Below are 17,918 nucleotides of genomic sequence, written 5' to 3'. Positions count from 1 at the left end.
GATACACCGCTATGGTGTCGGAGGACGACGGCCCAGTCAAGGAGAGCGTCGACCAGAACCCTCTCGAAGACGAACCCGACATCGACGCCCGAGAGGCGTTCTCGCTTTTGGGCCACGAGATCCGCCTCGAGATTCTGCTCGCCCTGCTCGAGGACTGGGTGGCGATCTACACCGAACCGAAGTCCTACGCCGAGTTGATGGAGGCCGTCGGGATCCGTGACTCGGGCAAGTTCAACTACCACCTCGAGCAACTCCGCGGGATCTACGTCCGCAAGGTCGACGACGGCTACGTGCCGACGGCGAGTGCGACCGCTCTCTATCGGGCCGTTCTCGCCCACCGGCCGACCGAGACGTTCGCCCTCGAGCCGACGCCGATCGATGCCGACTGTCCGGTCTGCGGTTCGGGTGCTGTCCTGCGATACGAACGGGGGTTCGTCTCGATCGATTGCGACGACTGCGAGGAGTGGGTCGGCTTCACCTACTCGCTTCCCCAGCGGGCGTTCGACCGGCAGGACGTCGACGCCGTGCTCGAGGTCCTCGACGCACGCGTCCGTCACGATCTCGCTATCGCTCGGCGGGGCCAGTGTCCCGACTGCGCCGGCGAGATAGCCGTCGACCCCCGAATTGAGGCCGTCGACGACGACGCTCACTGGATGGCCTTCGAGTGTTCCACCTGTTCGTTCGTCCTCGGTATCGATCTCCTCTCGGCGACAGTAACCGACGATCGAGTCGCCATGGCGCTGCGCGAGCTCGGGATCGATCCTCACCAGTACCTCTGGGAGCTTCCCGCAGGGACTGTCCGCCTCGAGTCCCGCGATCCGACGCGACTGACCGTCGATCTCGACGGTGAGACTGGAACAGTGACGGTCGTCGTCGACGAGGAGGTGGCGATAGCAACCGTGACGGTTCGTTCGTCGTCGGTTCGGTAGGTTGTCGGGATCGATCCCAGGGTCTGTTATCCTTCCCGACAGAGACGCCCGTATGACCGACGTCCTGATCCCTGGCGGCCGCGACGTTCGCGGGACGCTCGAGGACGCCGACGACGAAACGGACGCGATCGTCGTCGCCGCACCACCCCACCCCCAACACGGCGGCTCCCGATCGGACGGCCGGCTGACCGCCGTCGCCGAGGCGCTTACGGAGCGCGGAATCGCTTGCATGCGCTTTGACTACGGCCCGTGGGACGAGGGGTACGGCGAACGCGAAGACGTCCGCAACGCCGTCCGCTGGGCCCGTGGAGACGACCGTTTCGATCGAGTCGGGCTCTTTGGCTACAGTTTCGGCGCGAGCCTGGCATTGCTCGCTGCAGGCGACGTCGACCCCGACGCTGTCGCCGTTCTCGCACCGACGGCACGGCTGGCCGACGACCTCGACGCACTCGCGGCCCTCGAGGGACTCGCGGTACCGGTTCACGTTCTCTACGGCGAACGGGACACGACCGTCGACTGGGAACCGATCGTCGACCGCGCCCGCGAGCGCGGTGACGAGGTCACCGATCTGTCGGCCGACCACTTCTTCGTCGGGAACCACGATACCGTTGCAGACGACGTCGGTGCGTTCTTCGAACGGACGCTGCTCGAGTATCCATCGAGACACGGCGATTGATACGGATTGCTGTACCGATGTCTCGCCGAATCGAGGCGTGATCTTCGTCGTCCCCTGGTGGCGACTCCGGGCAGTATCCGGCATGGAACGACTCGTCCGTCGCGTATCGCCACAATGTCAACGATGGCGCCTGGTGTCTCCTATGTAATGTCTTATTTATAAATAGTTTAATTAACTGAATAATATATCGATAATAGAGAGGAGAGACGACGAAGTCAGTCCATAAAGAATATTATAAACAAAAATCGAACTGCATGCATGGAAGTCCCACTCCTGGTGACCGATTTCATCGACCGGGCGCGCAAATACTACGGCGACGAGGAAGCAGTCGTCGCAACGACCGGCGAGCGGTTCACGTACGAGGACCTCGCCGACCGAGCCGACCGACTCTCGACGGTGCTACAGGACCGCGGCGTCGAGAAAGGGGACCGGGTGGCAGTGCTCGACCCGAACACCCACTACCACCTCGAGTCGGCCTACGGGATCATGCAGCTCGGGGCGATTCACACGCCGCTTAACTACCGGCTGACGCCCGAGGATTACGAGTACCTGCTCAGCGATTCCGATTCCAAGGTCGTAATCGCCGACTACGAGTACGCCGAGAAGATCGAAGCGATCCGCGACGAGGTCCCGACGGAGATCTTCATCACGAACGACGCCGACGAAGTCGACGGCGACTGGGAGGAGTTCGACGACCTCATCGCAGACGTCGAGCCGGACTACGAACGGCCCGAGATGAGCGAGGACGACGTCATCACGATCAACTACACCTCAGGGACGACCGGTGATCCGAAAGGCGTCATGCGGACCCACCGCACCGAGTCGCTGCACGCCCAGCTCGTGACGATCCACCACGAGATCCGTGACGACGACGTCTACCTCTGGACGCTGCCGATGTTCCACGTCAACGGCTGGGGTCACATCTACGCGATCACGGGCATGGGCGCGAAACACGTCTGTACCCGCGGCGTCGACGCAGCGGAGATCTTCCAGCAGATCACCGACGAGGACGTCTCGTTCCTCTGTTGTGCGCCGACGGTCCTCAGCATGCTCGGCGAGTACTACGAGGAAAACGACGTCCAGACCGAGGGCGACAACCCGATGCGCGTCACCGCAGCCGGCGCCGCGCCGCCGGAGACCGTCATCGAGACCGTCGAAGACGAGTTCGGCTGGCACTTCCGCCAGCTCTACGGCGCGACCGAGACGGGGCCGCTCATCGGTACGTCCGCGACCCGCCGGCTCATCGACGAGGACAGCGACGACCGGTTCGCGCTGAAAAAGCGCCAGGGGATCGCGCCGCTGGCGACCGAGGTCGAGGTCGTCGACGACGACGGCAACGAAGTTCCCTGGGACGACGAGACGATCGGCGAGATCCTCGTCCGTGGCAACCAGGTGATGGAAGGCTACTGGGAAAAGCCTGACGCGACCGAGGAGGCGTTCAACGAGAAGCGTGAGGGCTGGTTCCACACCGGCGACCTGGCCGTCGTCAACGAGGACGGCATGCTGTCGATCCAGGACCGAGAGAAAGACATCATCATCTCCGGTGGCGAGAACATCTCGAGTATCGAACTCGAGGACACGCTGTTCGATCACCCCGCGGTGTCGGACGTGGCAGTGATCCCGTCCCCGAGCGAGAAGTGGGGCGAGACGCCGAAAGCGTTCGTCGTGCCGTCGAACGACGATCCGGAGAACCCGCCCGTCTCCCCTGACGAGCTGACCGAGTTCACCCGCGAGCGACTCGCCGGCTACAAGGTCGTCCACCGCGTCGAGTTCGTCGACGACCTCCCGACGACGGCGACCGGAAAGATCCAGAAGTACGAACTCCGCGAACAGGAGTGGGACGAAGAAGAGTCGATGGTCGGACAGGGATAATTGCCGACACTCTCACGTAAATAGCATTGTCCGACAGTACGAAAGTCAATCCCGGCGACCACGCGAGCTGATCGGTAGAGCGTACACCCCGGCGAGCAGACGAGTACGGAGCTCGTCGCGTCTCCGTCTCGAATCGGTGACTTCCGTCGCATCGGATACATACACCTGCCGTTTCGTGCGACGAAACGGTAGAACGCGACTCGTACGTCTCCTGACGGCCGTTTTATCCCCTATCAGCCGACAATATCATCTCTCGAGCCACCACCCGCATTATTTCTTCTCGTAGATTACGGATTACTATTGTGGACTATCTTCTAATGTGTGCTGCGGATGAAACAACGCTGGAGATCGATAGTTACTGCAGCAGTCGTAGCGATACTCGTCTCGAGTATGATCGGTGTGGGCGCCGCCGCACCCGGTTCGAATACGACCGACGGAGCGTCGTCGGTCGATAGCGCCGTCGTCTCGCAGTCGAACGTCGTCGACCAGGCCGACGAGACGTCGGCGGTTGACACCGCAGACGACGCCGTCGATGGAAGCGATACGATGGTGGCCGACGCTACTGCCGAGTCGACCGCGATCGATCCCGATATCGACGCTCCTGTCTCGTTCCTCGAGGACGTCGACATCGACGACATCATCGGTACCGAGACCGGCGATATCGTCGACGAAATCGACGACGAGACACCTGAAGACGGCCCCGACGAGGAGCCCGAGGCGGACGACGAGACCGATGATGTCGACCGAGTGGCGGTCGAACAGTACGTCCACGAGGCAGTGAACGAGGAACGTGCCGACGCGGACGTCAACGAACTCGAGTTCGACACCGAACTTCGAGATATCGCTCGCGCTCACAGCGAAGACATGGCCGAGCGCGGCTACTTCTCACACGAGGATCCGGAGGGGAACGACTTCACCGACCGGTACGAGGAAGCTGGCTACGAGTGTGACGTCGACGGCTACGTCGGCGGTGAGAACATCGCCCAGACGTGGTACGATACGCCCGTCGATACTGACGACCGCGACACCGTCCACTACGAAGGCGAACGGGAACTGGGCTACGGTGTCGTCGAACAGTGGATGAACTCGCCGGGTCACACGGAGAACCTCCTCGCCGACCAATGGGAGAGCCAGGGAATCGGCGTCTACGTGACTGACGACGATCAGGTGTTCGTCACGCAGAACTTCTGCTGAGACGGTCCCCTGTACCGATTTCCCGGTGAAACCACGACCCGCGTATCGTTTCACCGGTTCATCGGTACAGCAATCCGTATCAGTCCCGCCCGTGTCGAGTCAGACACGTCGAGAGCCCGATCAGTTCGACGGGCTCGGAGTTGTCCGGGGAGTAGACGACCATCTGTCCTTTCTCCATGTAGGGGACTTTCGACTCGAGGTTGCTCGGTATATTGACGCTTTTGATCGCGTCTTCGTCGCCGAGGTTGAGGACGATCGTCGTGTTGATCTGTTTGAAGACGGCGTCGTCGATGTCCTGTGGGTCCTGCGTGATCAGGAACAGTCCTAACCGCTCCTTGCGACCCTGTTTGGCCGCCTCGGTGAACTTGGAGATGACCTTCCGGGCCTGGACGCTGTCGGCGTCGGTCAGGAAGTTGTGGGCCTCGTCCATCCCCAACACGAGCGGCGTCTCTTTGATCCGATCGTAGGTCGGGTCGTTCGAGAGCTTCTCGTCGATCAGCAGCGAGGAGAGCGCGAGGACGACGGCTTCGGTCGCCCGGGTGTCCGTGATGTGGTAGGTCGGGACGACACTGAGGCCGCCAGGACGGACGAACTGGTGGACCAGTTCGGTGATCGGCCTGGCGTCCTGATCGAAGACGTCGTCGAAGCCGAAGACACGCCGCCGGACGGCGTCGTAGGTGGCCTCGTGGACGCGACCGGACTCGTCGAGTTCCTCCCGGAGCGCCGGATCGTCGAGGAAGGAGGTAAACTCCGCGTAGGTACCGTCGTCGCCGTACTGATCGAAGAAGCGATCGATCAGGTACGTAAGCGCCCCGTACTGGTTGTCGTTGAGCGAGCCGCCGGAGACGAGCCACGGCCGACTACGACACATCCGAAAGGGGATCGTGAACTCGACTTGCTGGGCGCGGTGGTGGCCCGCGGCGTAGCTCGCGTCGCCGACCTTCGGAACGAACGCCGTCGTGTCCGAGACCCCGCCGTAGGCGATGTCCTCGCGCTCGAGTCGGCGCGCGAACGCGTCGTCTAACTCGGGGTTGTCGTCGTGCATCTGGGCGTACTCGTCCTGGGGGTCGAACTGAACGACGGCGGGACTGACCTCGCGACCGTCGGCCATCGGATACGTCCGGTCGTCGGCGAGGAACTGTCGCAGGACGTTCTTGGCAGCGTGGGTCTTCCCCGACCCCGTCCCACCGGCGATCAGCGTGTGCCGGAAGACGAGCGGATCGCCCGCCTCGTAGTCGTCTTTCAGCCGGTAGTCGATCGTCGGCGGCGACGCGGCGGTTCGGACCTTCTCACCGCCGACCGAGAGGTGACCGAGGAAGACGCCATCGTCGGGCATCTTCAATCCCGTCTTGATCTGTTCGGTGTCGTCGGCTTCCCGGATCACCGTCTGGGGTTTCGGGACGCGGTCGGTCATCCGGCGTTTCAACTCGCCGTCGTCGCTGTAGAGGACCGCGACGGGCTCGAGGCTCGCGACGAACTTGTAGTCGGCCTCGTCGACGCCATCGGAGCGCATCGCACGGCGGGCGTGGATTTCGGTGGCGTCGTCGGCGTGGTACTGCTGGGCGTACTCGAGTCCGGTGATCCGACAGAACAGTGTCTCTCCGTCGGGGTAAGGGGCCAGCAGATAGCTCCCGATGCGAATCGAGGATCGGTTGCCTCGAGTCACGTACGCCTGCAGCGTCGTGTCCGCTTCGTCTTCGGCGACGCGCAACCCCTGGGAGACACAGAGCGCGCCGATGCCGACGTCCTCGCCGCGGGGCTCGACGGACGTCCGCTCGAACTCGTCGCTCGTTGTGTCGGCCGTTCCTGTCGGCGCTTCGGTACGAGATTCGTTCGTCGACCCTCCCGCGGAATCGGACGCGTCGGCCCTTCCAGCGCCAGAATCTTCCTCTGAGTCGGCGCTGAAATCACCGAAATCACCCAGATCGGTCATATGGGTTCCATCCGGCCCGGTCTACAAACCCGTTTCCCTCCGGGCGCGACCGCTTGTGGATGGATCGATTCGAATCGATTTCGACTCGGGGACGGCGAGAAAGACGGAGACGATCGGTTCGGCGGTGAGCGGTTCGCTTCTCGTTGTCCGCGGTAGACGTCTTCGATTTGCCGGTCGGTCTCGGTTACTGTGGAATCGACATCGGCTGCTCGTCGGGGACGATCAGTCCGGAGTCGGCGTCGAACTCGAGAACGCCGACGTCGGCCAGCATCGGGAGGTGAGTGTGGTGAAGGGAGATTGCCACACGTTCTGGGTCAGAAACTGATCCGACGTCGCGCTCGACGAGCTTCGCAGCGAGTCGCTCGAGCGACAGCGGCCGATTCGTCTCTGCGATCATCGAGACGATTCGAAGCCGAACGGGATGGACGATCGCCTCGAGCAGCTCCTTACACGCCCCGCTGTTACAGAGTTCGAGCAGTCCGGAGAGCTCCGTGGGGTGGACCGGCGGCTGGTCGGCGAGTTCGACGCCACTCTCGGTGTCGAACGTGACGAGACCGTGGTCGGCCAGCCGAGGCAGGTGGTTGTGGACGAGATTCGTCCGGATCTCGTACCGGGCCTGTCCGGTCGGAACGTCAGGCTCCTCGCGGTCGATGATTTCGGTCGTCAGCTCCGTCAGCGACAGTCGCGTGCGACGCGTACCGAGAATCTCCAGGATGCGAAGGCGGCGCGGATGGCGGAAGACGTCGTAACACTCCGTCGGAACGTTTCTCAGCGGGTCCGGCTCGCTTCCACCGCCGAAGTGGGCGTCTGAACTCATTACTCATTCCCACTAGTGGAACGGGGATAAGCCCGTTTCCAAAACGATTTGGCTCGAGAACAAGTGATTACTCGGAGAAGACGCGTATTACTCCGAGTGGGCGTAAAATGCCGGTATAGCGACGTCTCCCAACCGCCGAGAAACGAGGTGATACTGCATACTGTCTCCGATACCGACGGATGTGATTCCCGAACGATCGGTGCAGTCGACCGTCGTTCGACCGTCCAGCCGAGCAGTCGCCCCGATCTCGAGGTGCCGACCGAGAACTGCCACTGTCTTTTTGCAGCCACGGCCCCTAGCCAAACGTATGATACTGGTACGCGGTCGTGCCGGCGGTACTGAGCTCACTGGCACGCTGTACGAGCGGGGCGAACGAGCGCCCACGTTCCGCGGCGCCCCGGACGAAGACGCCGCGTACGTCTGGGTATGCGACGAGTTCTACGAGGTCGACAGCGGTGGCTCGACCCAGCTCGTCGACGGCCGCGAAGTGAACCTCGCGTTCGAATCGCCGATGCCGCGGGGGTTCGATACTCGTAAACAGGCGATCGAGGGGGCGAAAGAACACATCAAGACGCAGTTCGCCCGGATCGGCATCGACCCCGACGACGTCGACCTCGAGGTCGAGAAACGCGACGCCGTCGAACCGAGCACTGCCGCCGAGAACGGCGGATAGCACTCTCGGCGACCCACGAGCGATCGGTCGGTGACTCTTTTCGTACGGACGCTTCGAAAGCGGTTACAGCAGACCGTCTCAGTACGACTCGTCCCCGTTCCACCGGTGATCGTCGTAGCTGCGATCCTGTGACGTATCGAACTGCGTCTCGAGTGTCTCGCGCAGCGACGCTTTTTCGGAACGGCTGATCCGGGCGAGTTCGTCCGCCTTCTCGACGATCGTCGGCGGACCGTGGGCGACGGCGATGTCCTGGAGGAGTTGCATCGTCAACGCGTCGCGACGCTCCGGATCCCGTGTGAACGCGTAGGGGGCCTCGATTCGATAGACGAGGTCGTCGCGGGGATCGTAGACGACGAAGAAGGTGACTTCGTAGTCCTCGAGGGACCGCTCTCGCTCGACACCGAGGGCGTCGCCCGCGACCGATAGCGGGCGGTCGACGCCGCCACGGGAGCGAAACCAGTTGGTGTAGGAAAGCGCCGAGGTGTCCCGTTCCCAGCGTTCGCCGTCGACGTCGTCGACGTACTCGCCACGCTCTAGCAGCCGGGTGAACATCGCCGCGTCGTCGTTCCAGGGTGTGGGAACGTCGACGTCGCGCTTGCCTTTCAGCGTGCGCGTGATGACCCGCGTCGCCGGATTCTTGACGAACCCGACGAGAGGAACCTCGCGCTCGAGGAACCGCTCGACCAGTCGGACGTAGTTTTCGAGTACCGTCGTCGGCCGGGGATCTTCGAGCAGGAAGTCGGCGAGGTCGGGATGCTGGTCGGCCCAGCGCAACAGCCCGCGGGGGTAGATCGGCCCATCGAGGACGAGGAGGTCAGTGACGTCGTCGATGTGATCGAGCGCGTGGTTGCTCTCGGCGAGGTAGAGTGCGAGCGCGTGGACGACGCCCTCGGCGAAACGTGGCAGCGGCGGGATCTTCACGGCACGGCTCTTGCTGTAGCCGCCGTCGAATTTTCCCCACGACTCGTCGACGGTCATCGTCTCGTCGTTCGAGTGGACCGTCATCACGGTCGTCCGCGAGCGATGAAGATCGAGATCGCTCGGCGTCGCGGCCATCGCGGCCTGGGCGATGTCGATGACGAGACCGTTTTTGAACGTCGTCGGGTTGATCGTCCCCGCGTCGAGCCCGTGCTCGGTCGCGAACGGTCGCTCGCGAAGCGCAATGTCCTCGCAGTCGACGAGTCGTCGGTGTTGGTCGTCGAGTGGCTCGACGATCGTCCGGCCCTCGTCGCGTAAGGGATCGAGAAACTCCGCCCAGACCGTCTCGGCGAACGCGCGGCGATCGCGCTCGTCGGCCCCGTGGTCGATCCGCCTCGCGAGTTGCGCGATGCCGTCGAAGTGAACCGGATCGAGTGTCATACTCGGTGTCGCTCAGTCCACTCGCAAAAAGTCAGCGGTCGGACGGGCGCCGGTGTAGTCCGTGATTAACTCGAGGGTGTGTAAATTACCATCAGAAAAATTATATCTACTGACGGTCTTTACGGAGACGACCCGATGTCCAAGCGAGGTACGGAAGCGGTCGACACCGATGCCGACCCGATCAACTGGCGCCAGAACGGTGCCGACGTGACGATCTACGACGAAACCAACGCCGACGCCTGGATCCAGCTAACGTTCGAGGCGGGCGTCCCACCGGAGCATCGACTCTACATGATCTGCGACGAGTGTGGTGCCGTCTTCGCCCAGCGAACCAAACCCGGCCACGGGACCGTCTGTGGCGACTGTGGAGCCACTTTCGACCACTGAGACGGACAGCCGTTCGCGGATCTCGTTATCTCCACGAAAACAGTTCAACACAGCTGAGAATACTGTGATATGGAATCAGCCGCCCTCCTTCTCGTCGCCGCACTCGTCGCTCAGGTCCCGATCAGTATTCTCGTCTATCTCGACGCGAGACGTCTCGAACTCGAGAATTCAAGCATGTACTATTACGGGATCGTTGTTCCGCTCGCGGGCTTTCTCGTCGTCGCCGTCTACCTCTCGAAACGAACGGAGCTTCCCCGCGAGAACGCCGGTGACGGGTGAGCATGCTCGCCTCTGAGGCGAGACTCCGGCGAAGGTCCAGCCGACGTGTGACTCGCAGCTCTCGAGTCGTGGTACTCGAATCGACGGTTCTGCTCGACTGTTTCGGGCAATCTGTGCCGAATGAACTATTCATACTGCCGGACAAAACGATGCACACACCGATCGCACTCGAGACGCTGTCGCGTTCGGTGACAGGCGTCGGGACGCGATCGGGTGTGTACTGGCTGTTGTCCATCCCGCTTGTCGAGCGAGTGCCGATCCAGCACCAACGCACCGCCCAGGGCAAAGGCGACTACTTCTGGAAAACCTTGATTTGTGGTCGAGTAGGGTCCTACACCGGGTATATTGAACTCCGGCCGCTGACTATTTGTTGGTTCCTCATTACAATCACCGTTAACGATGAGAGATCGCTAACTGAAGCATGATTGGTTAACCCTCCAACTATCTCAGCAAATTTATAGATGGCTTTTTATTATATATCGTGTCAAAAATGCTCACATGCCCTCTAGAAGATCGGTCCTCGGAATTGCGGGTATTTCGGCCGCGTCGTCCGTTGCGGGATGCCTCGGATCCATTCGTGAGCGGGTTCCGTCTGACTCGCCGGTAATGCTTGGTGAGGTTGTCTTCATAAATACGTCGGAGATAGACCGCACTGGAGATCTTATCGTCATTTGGGATAATGAGATTGACCATTGGCGGTCATTCACCGTAGATGGTATGGATGGTCAAACAGTTAGGTCAGAACAAATCCCAGAAACTGAACTCGGCGAACCTGTTACGAAGTATCAGGTCGGAATTGCAGTTGAAGATATCGACATGAAGTGGTTCAATCTTGCTGATACCGTGCCTGAGGCCACAATTGAACGATGTCAAAGGAGACAGAACTCTTTATCATTAGAAATGGATATCAGATCTAACGAGTGGATTGGAGCTACTTTCTCCTGTGCATGAAAGTCCTCTATCTAAGTGAGGCAATATAAATAGATTCTGGTGATTTCTGGGGCCACTTATTGTACATTAGTTGGCTTGGGAAGCCCTTAGTGCTACGTACAAAAGTATAATGCACAGACCGAGTGGGGCGAGCACTGCTACACTGTCGCTCAGACGACGGCCCTCACGAAAGACGGTGAGCCAGACTGTTCGACATCGGGGATATACGCCTCGAGCGGTGGCTACGCATCGGTCCTGGTATGGACCCATGCCTGTCCGCGACCAACAGAGTTGCCATACGTCCCGTGCCAACGGCAACGCAACGCCTGGGGCTGGGGCACTGTGAAACCGCTTGCGCCGTATCTCGAGTGGGTGCGTCGGTACACCGAGGCCGGCGACCGGATCGTGGTCCCCTGTGCCGGCACCGCTCCCGCGGCGATCGCCGCCGAACGCGAGTACGGCGACCGGGCGAACGTACCTGTCGGACAGCAGTCAACGACCCGTCGGTCGCGAATTCGCGGCGTCTCCGCGGGACGGCCACAGTCGCGTGACCGATCCTCGAATCGCGCTGTCAAACAGCATTTGACTGAACCGACTCGAGTGAGTGGATCGGACGAACCGCGACCGACAGCCTCTTTCGCCCTCCGCCACCCAGTTCCGGTATGACCGAGTACTTCGAAGTACACGCCCGAGACGGGGCCGCACGCGTGGGCGAGCTCCGCCTCGAGTCGTCCGTGAGGACCCCCGCGCTCGTCGACGACGTCCTCGAGGACGCGGGATCGCTGTGGAGTGCCGATCGGGACCTGCCCGACGGCGACGACTCACAACTCACCGTCCTCCCTCACCGGTCGTTTCCCGGTGGCACCGCCGACGAGGTCAAGCAGTCGTTCGCCGTCGACCACCCCGACGTCGACTACCCAAGCGTCGCCGTCGTCGCGAGCGACCACGTCGAGGATCACGGCACGGACGCCTACGCCGTCTCCGACGTCCAGTCGATCACGGGCCACGGCGCAGCGCTCGTCGAGGCCGTCGTCAACGTCCGCGAGGCGATCCCGACCGACACCGCTCTCCTGTTTTCCGGCGTTGCCACGCCACGCAATGTCGCACTGCTCGCCTACGCCGGCGTCGACCTCTTCGACGAGACCGCAGCCGTCGTCAAGGGGACGGAAGGGCGGTATCTGACGACCGACGAGGCGTACTTCCTCGAGGACTTAGCGGAGTTACCGTGTTCCTGTCCCGCTTGCCAGCAGCCCCGCGAGGAGTTCACCCGCGAGGACTGCGTCGAGCACAACCGAAACGCACTCGAGGCCGAACTCGGAGTCGTCCGCCGTCGCATCCGGGACGGCCGCCTCCGGGACTACGTCGAGGGCCAGGCCCGCCACGACCAGTGGCTCACCGCCGCGATGCGCGAACTCGACTCCCAGTGGGGGTATCTCGAGGAGCGGACGCCCATTCTGCGAGACGCCGAGATCAACGCCGCGACGTCGGACACCCTTCGGCGCGTCGAGATCCAGCGCTACGCCGACCGCGTGACGACCCGGTACCGAAACCGGTTCGACAATCCGCTCGTGTTGGTGCCGTGTTCGGCGGCGAAACCGTACAGCGAGTCCCAGAGCCACCGGCAGTTCCACGACGTCATCCAGTGGCGTGCTCACCTGGTCTCGATGACCTCACCGATCGGCGTCGTCCCCCAGGAACTCGAGACGACGTATCCGGCCCAACACTACGACACCGTCGTCACGGGCCGCTGGTCGGAAGACGAAAAGGAGTTCGTCAGCGAAGTGCTCCAGCGCTACCTCGAGCGCAACGAGTACCCGAAGATCGTCGCCCACGTCCCCGACGAGGGCTACCGCGATATCGTCTCCCGCGTCGAGGAGGCGTTAGACCTCGATATCACTTACACCGTTCCCGAAGGGGGCCACCCGACCGACGACGAGTCCCTCTCGAATCTCGGAACGGCGCTGTCGGGCGAACTCAAGTACGGCAAGCGCGAGCGCGAGCACAATACTGTCCGCGCCATCGCGGACTACCTGCTGGGCGACGGCGCAGGCGACGACCTCTTCGACGACATTCAGACGACGAGTCGCTACCCGAAGATCCAGGTCCGCGACGCCGACGACACCCAGCTTGCGACGATGGTGCCCCAGTACGGCACGCTTTCGTTTACGCTCGAGGGTGCCCGCCGGTGGGTCGAAAGCGACGCGCCGACGAAACGCGTCGAGATCGACGGCTTCGTCCCCCACGGCAGCGTGCTCGCGCCGGGGGTCGTCGACGCCGACGACGAGATCCGCGTCGGCGACGAGGTCGTCGTCGAGGGGCCGTCGGCCTTCGCCGTCGGCCGCGCGGAGATGTTCGGTCGCGAGATGACCGAGAGCTCGCGCGGGATCGCCTGCGAGATCCGTCACGTCGAAGAGAAGTGACGCTGTCGGCCACGGACTCGTGTACCGCCGATCGTCGTCTACCGCCCGGGACACGATTTGAGCAGGTGCTCGCGGTAGACCGCCACGGGGACAGTCTCGCCACAGAGCTCACACGTTCGGTGTTCGGTCCGATTACGCCGTGGTTCGTCGGACACAACCAGTGATTCACTCGCAGTCTGCCTCTGTCTTTCGACGGTAAGCCGACGTATCCCTCCCGCTCGAGATCAGTATCGACGTGCTATCGGCGTAAGCAGTACTATTTTCTGACAGGTGTTCGCCTCGACTGATCGTGTGATACGGGCTCGTTCGCGCCTCGACGCCAAACGATGTCGGTAACTAAGGGCCCCTCTCTCGAGAGACAGGTACCATATGACCGACGCTGAGGCCGATGCCGAGCCAGTGACTGTCGGACTGCTGACCGAGTCGTATCTCCTCGAGTGGGAGGTACGTGCGCTAGAACGCCTCCAGCGTGAGACCGACGTCTCGATCGAGTTGGTCGTCACCAACGCTAGCAACGCCGACCAGGAGGCCGAATCGTGGAACAAACGGGATCGAATCGGACTCGACGATATCGCGCAGTTCGTCGGCCTCCTCCGGAAGGAGAAGGCCTGGACGCTCGTCCTCGCCGAGCGAAACGTCGGCCGACTGCTCGGCGACGAGCAGGTCCTCTGGCATCGCCACTCCGTCGAGAACGTCGACTGTATTTCCGACGCCGATCACGTCCGCTGTGAGCCCCGGACCGAAGGCAGATGGAACGAACTCCCCGAGGACGTCGTCGAGACGGTCGCCGACCGCTGTGACCTCGTGATTCGTTTCGGATTCGGGCTCGTCCGAGGGGACGTCCTGACGGCACCGGAGTACGGCGTCTTGAGTTTCCATCCGGCCGACATTCGTCGCTACCGCGGGATGGGACCGCCGGCGATCTTCCACGACGGTCGGGACCGTGCCGGATCGACCCTCCAGCGACTCGACGAGTCGATCGACGGCGGCGAGATCGTCGCCTACGACGACGTCTCGCTGACCGGCTGTGAGACGCTCTGGGACGTCTTCGATCGCCTTGCTGCCCTCCAGATCCGACTGTTGACCGAGGGCGTCGAGAACCTCTGTGATCCGACGTTCGAACCGACGACGATCCCGGACGAGCAACTCGGCGAGTTCTACTACCGCGACCAACGGCGCACGCCTGCGTTCGCGGGACGAATACTCGCGAAAAACCTCGCCGGGCGACTGCGTCGTCAACTCGGACGCCAGCGGACGCCTGCTGGGACACCCGAGCACTCGAGCGACGTTGCCGATTATCCGTAGCGGGGTCGTGGCCTGGACTGGCACGAATCAGTTCGCCACACAGTCGCGGTCCGGCAACTCGGCGTCGGTTCGCTCGAGCAGATCCGGGTTCGCCGGCTCACAGAGCGGGGCCGTATCGACGATACTGGCCGCTCGCATTCCGGGAACCGCGTCGTCGACCGTTTCGATCGCGTGTGTCGTCGGCGCCTGGGCGAGCGTCGGCGTTCCATCGACGCGGTGGAGGTTCCGATCGACCGACTCGGTTGGTGAGTACGGCCGGTCGAGGACCGCGCCCTCACTCGAGCCGATCGCACCCTCCCAGTAGTTGCCGGTCCCGTCCTCGGACCAGGTCCGGAGGACGCCGCTTCCGGCCGTCGCGTGTCGCTCGTTGTCGACGAAATCGTTGTCGACGACGCTGTTGGTCGGCAGGGGATGTGTCGCCCGCATCCCGTCGTCGTTGCCGACGAGGACGTTGCCCTCGTAGATCGAGGCCCCGGCACCGACGGTCAGTCCGAGGGAGGTGTCGGTGATGAGGTTGTCCGCGACGTACGATCGGGTACCGGCCATCAGCAGTCCCCGATCGGAGCCACGGATCTCGTTGCCGACGACCGCGTTGTGTTCAGGGCTGGTCATCACGTCGATGCCGGTCGCCCTCGCGTCGGTGATCCGGTTGTCGGCGATCAACACGTTCGACGTATACATGAGGTGGACGCCGATCCGGTTTCGCTCGAGGACGTTGTCCCGATAGACGAGGCCGTCCGACCGGTGAGTGTAGAGGCCGTCACGGCCGTCGCTGAACTGGGAGTTTTCGACGAGTCCGTCGGGCGATCCGATCGTCATGACGCCCATGTAGCCTTCGGCGACGCGTTCGCTTTCCTCGACGGTCACGTTCCGGACGACGAACTCGGGGCTGTCCCTGAGCAAGACGCCGCTTGCCGCCGTGTCGATCGTCACGTCCTCGATCACCACGTCGGCCCCACCGTCGACCTCGATCCCGGCGTCGCCCTGTCCGTAGGCCATCTCGAGGGCGTCGCCGTCGTCGGTTGGGTCTCCCTCCGTGGTCGTCGTCTCACCGACGCCCGTGACGTGGACCCCCGTGACGGCGGCCCGGTCGCTCTCGACGGTCACGACCGTACTGTTCTCGTCGCCGCGGATCGTCGCGTTGCCCTCGCCGGCGACGGTCACCGGTCGATCGACCGTGATCGTCTCCTCGTAGGTTCCGTCGGGGACGACGACCGTCGTGTTCGCGGGCGCCTCCTCGATCGCCGCCTGGATCGTCTCGGTGTCTTCGCCGACGACGAGCGCTGCCGGTCGCTCGGTCAGGTCGCTTGCGGCCGCGACCTGTTCGTCTGCCCGCTCGTGGCGTTCGTCGACGCGGTCGCGGACGGCCGTCGCGTCGTCGACGTCGAACTGGCGGTCGAGGAGTTGCTCCCACGAGCGGACGTCGCCGCCGTGGGCCGACGCGAAGCGCTCGGCGTCGTCGCGGTCGGCAAACGGCACGACCGTCTCGCCGGCCGGCGTCCGGGCGTCGCTGTCGACGACGAACGTGGCCGACTCGGCGTCGGTCCACTCGAGCGAGCCGTCGACGGTCGGATACCCGTCCTCGGTGAGTTCGACCTCGGCGCTACCGAAGTCGGTGACGTAGACCGCAAGCGGATAGCCAAACTGGCTCCGGTGGTCGGGTTGGTGGTGATGGTCGACGAGCCGTTCGACGCCGCGATAGCCGACGACGTACTCGTACTGGGAGTAAAACGCCTGGGCTTTCGGTACGTCGATCTCGCCGCCGCCAGGGTCGTTCTCGAGCGTGACGCCCATCGTGACGGTGTCCTCGAACAGAACCGGATCGGGTGATGAGGTCCCCGGGTCGGCGACGAACAGCCCGGCACCGCCGAGTAACACGAACGCGACGAGGAAAACACAGCCGAGTCGCACGCTCTTGCGCATACCGATTCTGGCACACATCGGCTAATAGGCCGTCTGGTTCGTGTATCGAAGGAATTCGCTGCGATCGCTCACGTGGCGTCGACGTCTTCGTTCCCGCCGGTCGAGCGCGAGCGAGCAGGATCGTCGGGCGGCTCGTAGACGTAAGTACTTCCCTCGTGTTCGACGACGTATCGGTCCCGGCTCGAGTCCTCGAGGATGGCCCCATCGACGTCGATTGCGAGTCGGGCGAGGTCCCCGAGCGACGGGACGGAAACGACCGGCCGATCCGCAACGTCCGGGAGGCCGTCGGCCCTGATGATTACGTCCTCGAACTCGGCACGGTCCGCCCGGTAGGCGAGCCACGCCCGTTCGGTCTCTGTGGGTGGCCCCCGATGGTGGACGATACCGATCGCACCGACACCGACGGCGCCGAGCACGACGAGTAGCGGCCCGCCGACCGTCCAGAGTGGCCCGTACGACCGCGTTTCGGTCACCGTCTCGGTTTCAGTAACGGTCTCCTCGAGTGGCTCGTCGACGTCGATGCTGTAGGTCGCCCCCTCGAGTGCGAGGTCGATCCGGAACGTCCGCGTCATCGACACCGACTCACCCTCGACATCGCCCTCGAGGGTAACGGTCGCATCGACGGCGGTTTCGGTCTCGCCTGGACTCGCCCCGAGCTCGGTCTCGATCTCGTCGGTCCGATCCTCGAGGTCGGTGACGTTCAGTTCGAACGTCGCGACGACGTCTTCGCCGGGCTCGACGTCCGCTCGATCGACGCGCTCGAGTCGTTCGGACGTCTCCCAGTAGACGGCGTCGTCGCCGACCGCACGGATCACCCGCTCGAGTTCGAGAGAGACGGTTACGTCGTCGCTTCGGTCCGCATCGTAAGCGACGGCAACGTCTCCATGTGCCGCCGGTGCAACGTCGGTGTAGTACAGCGGTTCGTCGGTGACGGTCGTTCCGCCGTCGGCCGAGTCGGTATCGTCGCCGTAGATCGGGGTCGGTTCGCTGACGGTCGCACCGTGGGAGACCGTCCCCGAAACCGTCCACGAGTCGGTCGTCTGCTCTTCGGTCCGGTCGCCGGGCTCGACGTAGGCCGTATACGACAGCCAGCCGCCGACACACAGCAGACAGACGACAACCAGTACGGCGAGCAGTCGCCGGTCGTAGAGGCGAACCCGCAGGCGTCGGTGTGTCTCGTTCATCGTCGGTGCCTCCTCGTCTCGAGTGTCGGTCGGGTGT

16 protein-coding genes are annotated in these 17,918 nt (G+C 63.2%); 11 read left to right on the top strand and 5 right to left on the bottom strand.

What is annotated here, in order from left to right; translation table 11 throughout:
* Nucleotides 1–11: 11 nt before the first annotated feature.
* The 4 genes from RBH26_RS06280 to RBH26_RS06265 all read left to right on the top strand — a co-directional run bounded on the left by RBH26_RS06280 (nucleotide 12) and on the right by RBH26_RS06265 (nucleotide 4,671).
* Nucleotides 12–929 carry a winged helix-turn-helix domain-containing protein gene (locus RBH26_RS06280; protein WP_306757287.1) on the top strand — a complete coding sequence of 306 codons (918 nt, stop codon included), beginning with the start codon at nucleotides 12–14 and terminating at the stop codon, nucleotides 927–929.
* 52 nt (nucleotides 930–981) lie between these two features.
* On the top strand, nucleotides 982–1,605 hold the full coding sequence (locus RBH26_RS06275; RefSeq protein WP_306757286.1) for a CocE/NonD family hydrolase: 624 nt from the start codon (nucleotides 982–984) through the stop codon (nucleotides 1,603–1,605).
* Between the two features lie 258 nt (nucleotides 1,606–1,863).
* Nucleotides 1,864–3,477, top strand: coding sequence for a long-chain-fatty-acid--CoA ligase (locus tag RBH26_RS06270; RefSeq protein ID WP_306757285.1), 1,614 nt, complete (start codon nucleotides 1,864–1,866; stop codon nucleotides 3,475–3,477).
* A gap of 390 nt (nucleotides 3,478–3,867) precedes the next feature.
* Nucleotides 3,868–4,671 (top strand): CAP domain-containing protein, encoded by an 804-nt coding sequence (locus RBH26_RS06265; RefSeq protein ID WP_306757284.1) that lies wholly within the window; start codon nucleotides 3,868–3,870, stop codon nucleotides 4,669–4,671.
* 79 nt (nucleotides 4,672–4,750) lie between these two features.
* Here the strand turns inward: RBH26_RS06265 and RBH26_RS06260 are convergent, their stop codons facing one another.
* Together RBH26_RS06260 and RBH26_RS06255 are read right to left on the bottom strand one after the other, a co-directional pair.
* Nucleotides 4,751–6,604 carry an ATP-binding protein gene (locus tag RBH26_RS06260; protein ID WP_306757283.1) on the bottom strand — a complete coding sequence of 618 codons (1,854 nt, stop codon included), beginning with the start codon at nucleotides 6,602–6,604 and terminating at the stop codon, nucleotides 4,751–4,753.
* Between the two features lie 184 nt (nucleotides 6,605–6,788).
* Entirely contained in the window at nucleotides 6,789–7,421 is a 633-nt protein-coding gene (locus RBH26_RS06255) for an ArsR family transcriptional regulator (protein ID WP_306757282.1), read from the bottom strand.
* A gap of 307 nt (nucleotides 7,422–7,728) precedes the next feature.
* Here RBH26_RS06255 and RBH26_RS06250 point away from each other — a divergent pair, with 307 nt between their 5' ends.
* Nucleotides 7,729–8,094, top strand: coding sequence for a hypothetical protein (locus RBH26_RS06250; RefSeq protein WP_306757281.1), 366 nt, complete (start codon nucleotides 7,729–7,731; stop codon nucleotides 8,092–8,094).
* Nucleotides 8,095–8,172: 78 nt separating this feature from the next.
* On the opposite strand, the gene RBH26_RS06245 is transcribed toward RBH26_RS06250, so the two are convergent.
* Nucleotides 8,173–9,453 carry a DNA double-strand break repair nuclease NurA gene (locus RBH26_RS06245; protein WP_306757279.1) on the bottom strand — a complete coding sequence of 427 codons (1,281 nt, stop codon included), beginning with the start codon at nucleotides 9,451–9,453 and terminating at the stop codon, nucleotides 8,173–8,175.
* Nucleotides 9,454–9,588: 135 nt separating this feature from the next.
* Here RBH26_RS06245 and RBH26_RS06240 point away from each other — a divergent pair, with 135 nt between their 5' ends.
* The 6 genes from RBH26_RS06240 (at nucleotide 9,589) to RBH26_RS06215 (ending at nucleotide 14,774) form a co-directional block, all read left to right on the top strand.
* Nucleotides 9,589–9,840: a hypothetical protein gene (locus RBH26_RS06240; RefSeq protein ID WP_306757278.1), complete on the top strand. Its 252-nt coding sequence runs from the start codon at nucleotides 9,589–9,591 to the stop codon at nucleotides 9,838–9,840.
* Between the two features lie 69 nt (nucleotides 9,841–9,909).
* Nucleotides 9,910–10,119: a hypothetical protein gene (locus RBH26_RS06235; RefSeq protein ID WP_306757277.1), complete on the top strand. Its 210-nt coding sequence runs from the start codon at nucleotides 9,910–9,912 to the stop codon at nucleotides 10,117–10,119.
* Between the two features lie 606 nt (nucleotides 10,120–10,725).
* Nucleotides 10,726–11,070 carry a hypothetical protein gene (locus RBH26_RS06230; protein WP_306757276.1) on the top strand — a complete coding sequence of 115 codons (345 nt, stop codon included), beginning with the start codon at nucleotides 10,726–10,728 and terminating at the stop codon, nucleotides 11,068–11,070.
* Nucleotides 11,071–11,391: 321 nt separating this feature from the next.
* The gene (locus tag RBH26_RS06225; protein ID WP_306757274.1) at nucleotides 11,392–11,715 is read left to right on the top strand and encodes a hypothetical protein; all 324 of its coding nucleotides are present in this window, start codon (nucleotides 11,392–11,394) and stop codon (nucleotides 11,713–11,715) included.
* Nucleotides 11,712–13,469, top strand: coding sequence for an archaeosine synthase subunit alpha (gene arcS, locus RBH26_RS06220; protein ID WP_306757273.1), 1,758 nt, complete (start codon nucleotides 11,712–11,714; stop codon nucleotides 13,467–13,469). The genes RBH26_RS06225 and arcS overlap by 4 nt, the downstream gene beginning before the upstream one ends.
* A gap of 369 nt (nucleotides 13,470–13,838) precedes the next feature.
* Nucleotides 13,839–14,774 (top strand): formyltransferase family protein, encoded by a 936-nt coding sequence (locus RBH26_RS06215; protein WP_306757272.1) that lies wholly within the window; start codon nucleotides 13,839–13,841, stop codon nucleotides 14,772–14,774.
* Nucleotides 14,775–14,801: 27 nt separating this feature from the next.
* On the opposite strand, the gene RBH26_RS06210 is transcribed toward RBH26_RS06215, so the two are convergent.
* Together RBH26_RS06210 and RBH26_RS06205 are read right to left on the bottom strand one after the other, a co-directional pair.
* Nucleotides 14,802–16,697 (bottom strand): NosD domain-containing protein, encoded by a 1,896-nt coding sequence (locus RBH26_RS06210; protein WP_306757271.1) that lies wholly within the window; start codon nucleotides 16,695–16,697, stop codon nucleotides 14,802–14,804.
* Between the two features lie 68 nt (nucleotides 16,698–16,765).
* Nucleotides 16,766–17,881: a DUF5305 domain-containing protein gene (locus RBH26_RS06205; protein ID WP_306757270.1), complete on the bottom strand. Its 1,116-nt coding sequence runs from the start codon at nucleotides 17,879–17,881 to the stop codon at nucleotides 16,766–16,768.
* Nucleotides 17,882–17,918 lie beyond the last annotated feature (37 nt).

This window comes from Natronolimnohabitans sp. A-GB9, from assembly GCF_030848565.1.
In the GTDB taxonomy this organism is placed as follows: domain Archaea; phylum Halobacteriota; class Halobacteria; order Halobacteriales; family Natrialbaceae; genus Natronolimnohabitans.
Note: the sequence above shows the minus strand (reverse complement) of the source record. Positions and strands in the feature narration are given on the sequence as shown.

Excerpts from the sequence above, each read along its gene's own strand:
- RBH26_RS06280 (WP_306757287.1), top strand. The coding sequence starts at position 12 with ATGGTGTCGGAGGACGACGGCCCAGTCAAGGAGAGCGTCGACCAGAAC.
- RBH26_RS06275 (WP_306757286.1), top strand. The coding sequence starts at position 982 with ATGACCGACGTCCTGATCCCTGGCGGCCGCGACGTTCGCGGGACGCTC.
- RBH26_RS06270 (WP_306757285.1), top strand. The coding sequence starts at position 1,864 with ATGGAAGTCCCACTCCTGGTGACCGATTTCATCGACCGGGCGCGCAAA.
- RBH26_RS06265 (WP_306757284.1), top strand. The coding sequence starts at position 3,868 with ATGATCGGTGTGGGCGCCGCCGCACCCGGTTCGAATACGACCGACGGA.
- RBH26_RS06260 (WP_306757283.1), bottom strand. The coding sequence starts at position 6,604 with ATGACCGATCTGGGTGATTTCGGTGATTTCAGCGCCGACTCAGAGGAA.
- RBH26_RS06255 (WP_306757282.1), bottom strand. The coding sequence starts at position 7,421 with ATGAGTTCAGACGCCCACTTCGGCGGTGGAAGCGAGCCGGACCCGCTG.
- RBH26_RS06250 (WP_306757281.1), top strand. The coding sequence starts at position 7,729 with ATGATACTGGTACGCGGTCGTGCCGGCGGTACTGAGCTCACTGGCACG.
- RBH26_RS06245 (WP_306757279.1), bottom strand. The coding sequence starts at position 9,453 with ATGACACTCGATCCGGTTCACTTCGACGGCATCGCGCAACTCGCGAGG.
- RBH26_RS06240 (WP_306757278.1), top strand. The coding sequence starts at position 9,589 with ATGTCCAAGCGAGGTACGGAAGCGGTCGACACCGATGCCGACCCGATC.
- RBH26_RS06235 (WP_306757277.1), top strand. The coding sequence starts at position 9,910 with ATGGAATCAGCCGCCCTCCTTCTCGTCGCCGCACTCGTCGCTCAGGTC.
- RBH26_RS06230 (WP_306757276.1), top strand. The coding sequence starts at position 10,726 with ATGCTTGGTGAGGTTGTCTTCATAAATACGTCGGAGATAGACCGCACT.
- arcS (WP_306757273.1), top strand. The coding sequence starts at position 11,712 with ATGACCGAGTACTTCGAAGTACACGCCCGAGACGGGGCCGCACGCGTG.
- RBH26_RS06215 (WP_306757272.1), top strand. The coding sequence starts at position 13,839 with ATGACCGACGCTGAGGCCGATGCCGAGCCAGTGACTGTCGGACTGCTG.
- RBH26_RS06210 (WP_306757271.1), bottom strand. The coding sequence starts at position 16,697 with ATGCGCAAGAGCGTGCGACTCGGCTGTGTTTTCCTCGTCGCGTTCGTG.
- RBH26_RS06205 (WP_306757270.1), bottom strand. The coding sequence starts at position 17,881 with ATGAACGAGACACACCGACGCCTGCGGGTTCGCCTCTACGACCGGCGA.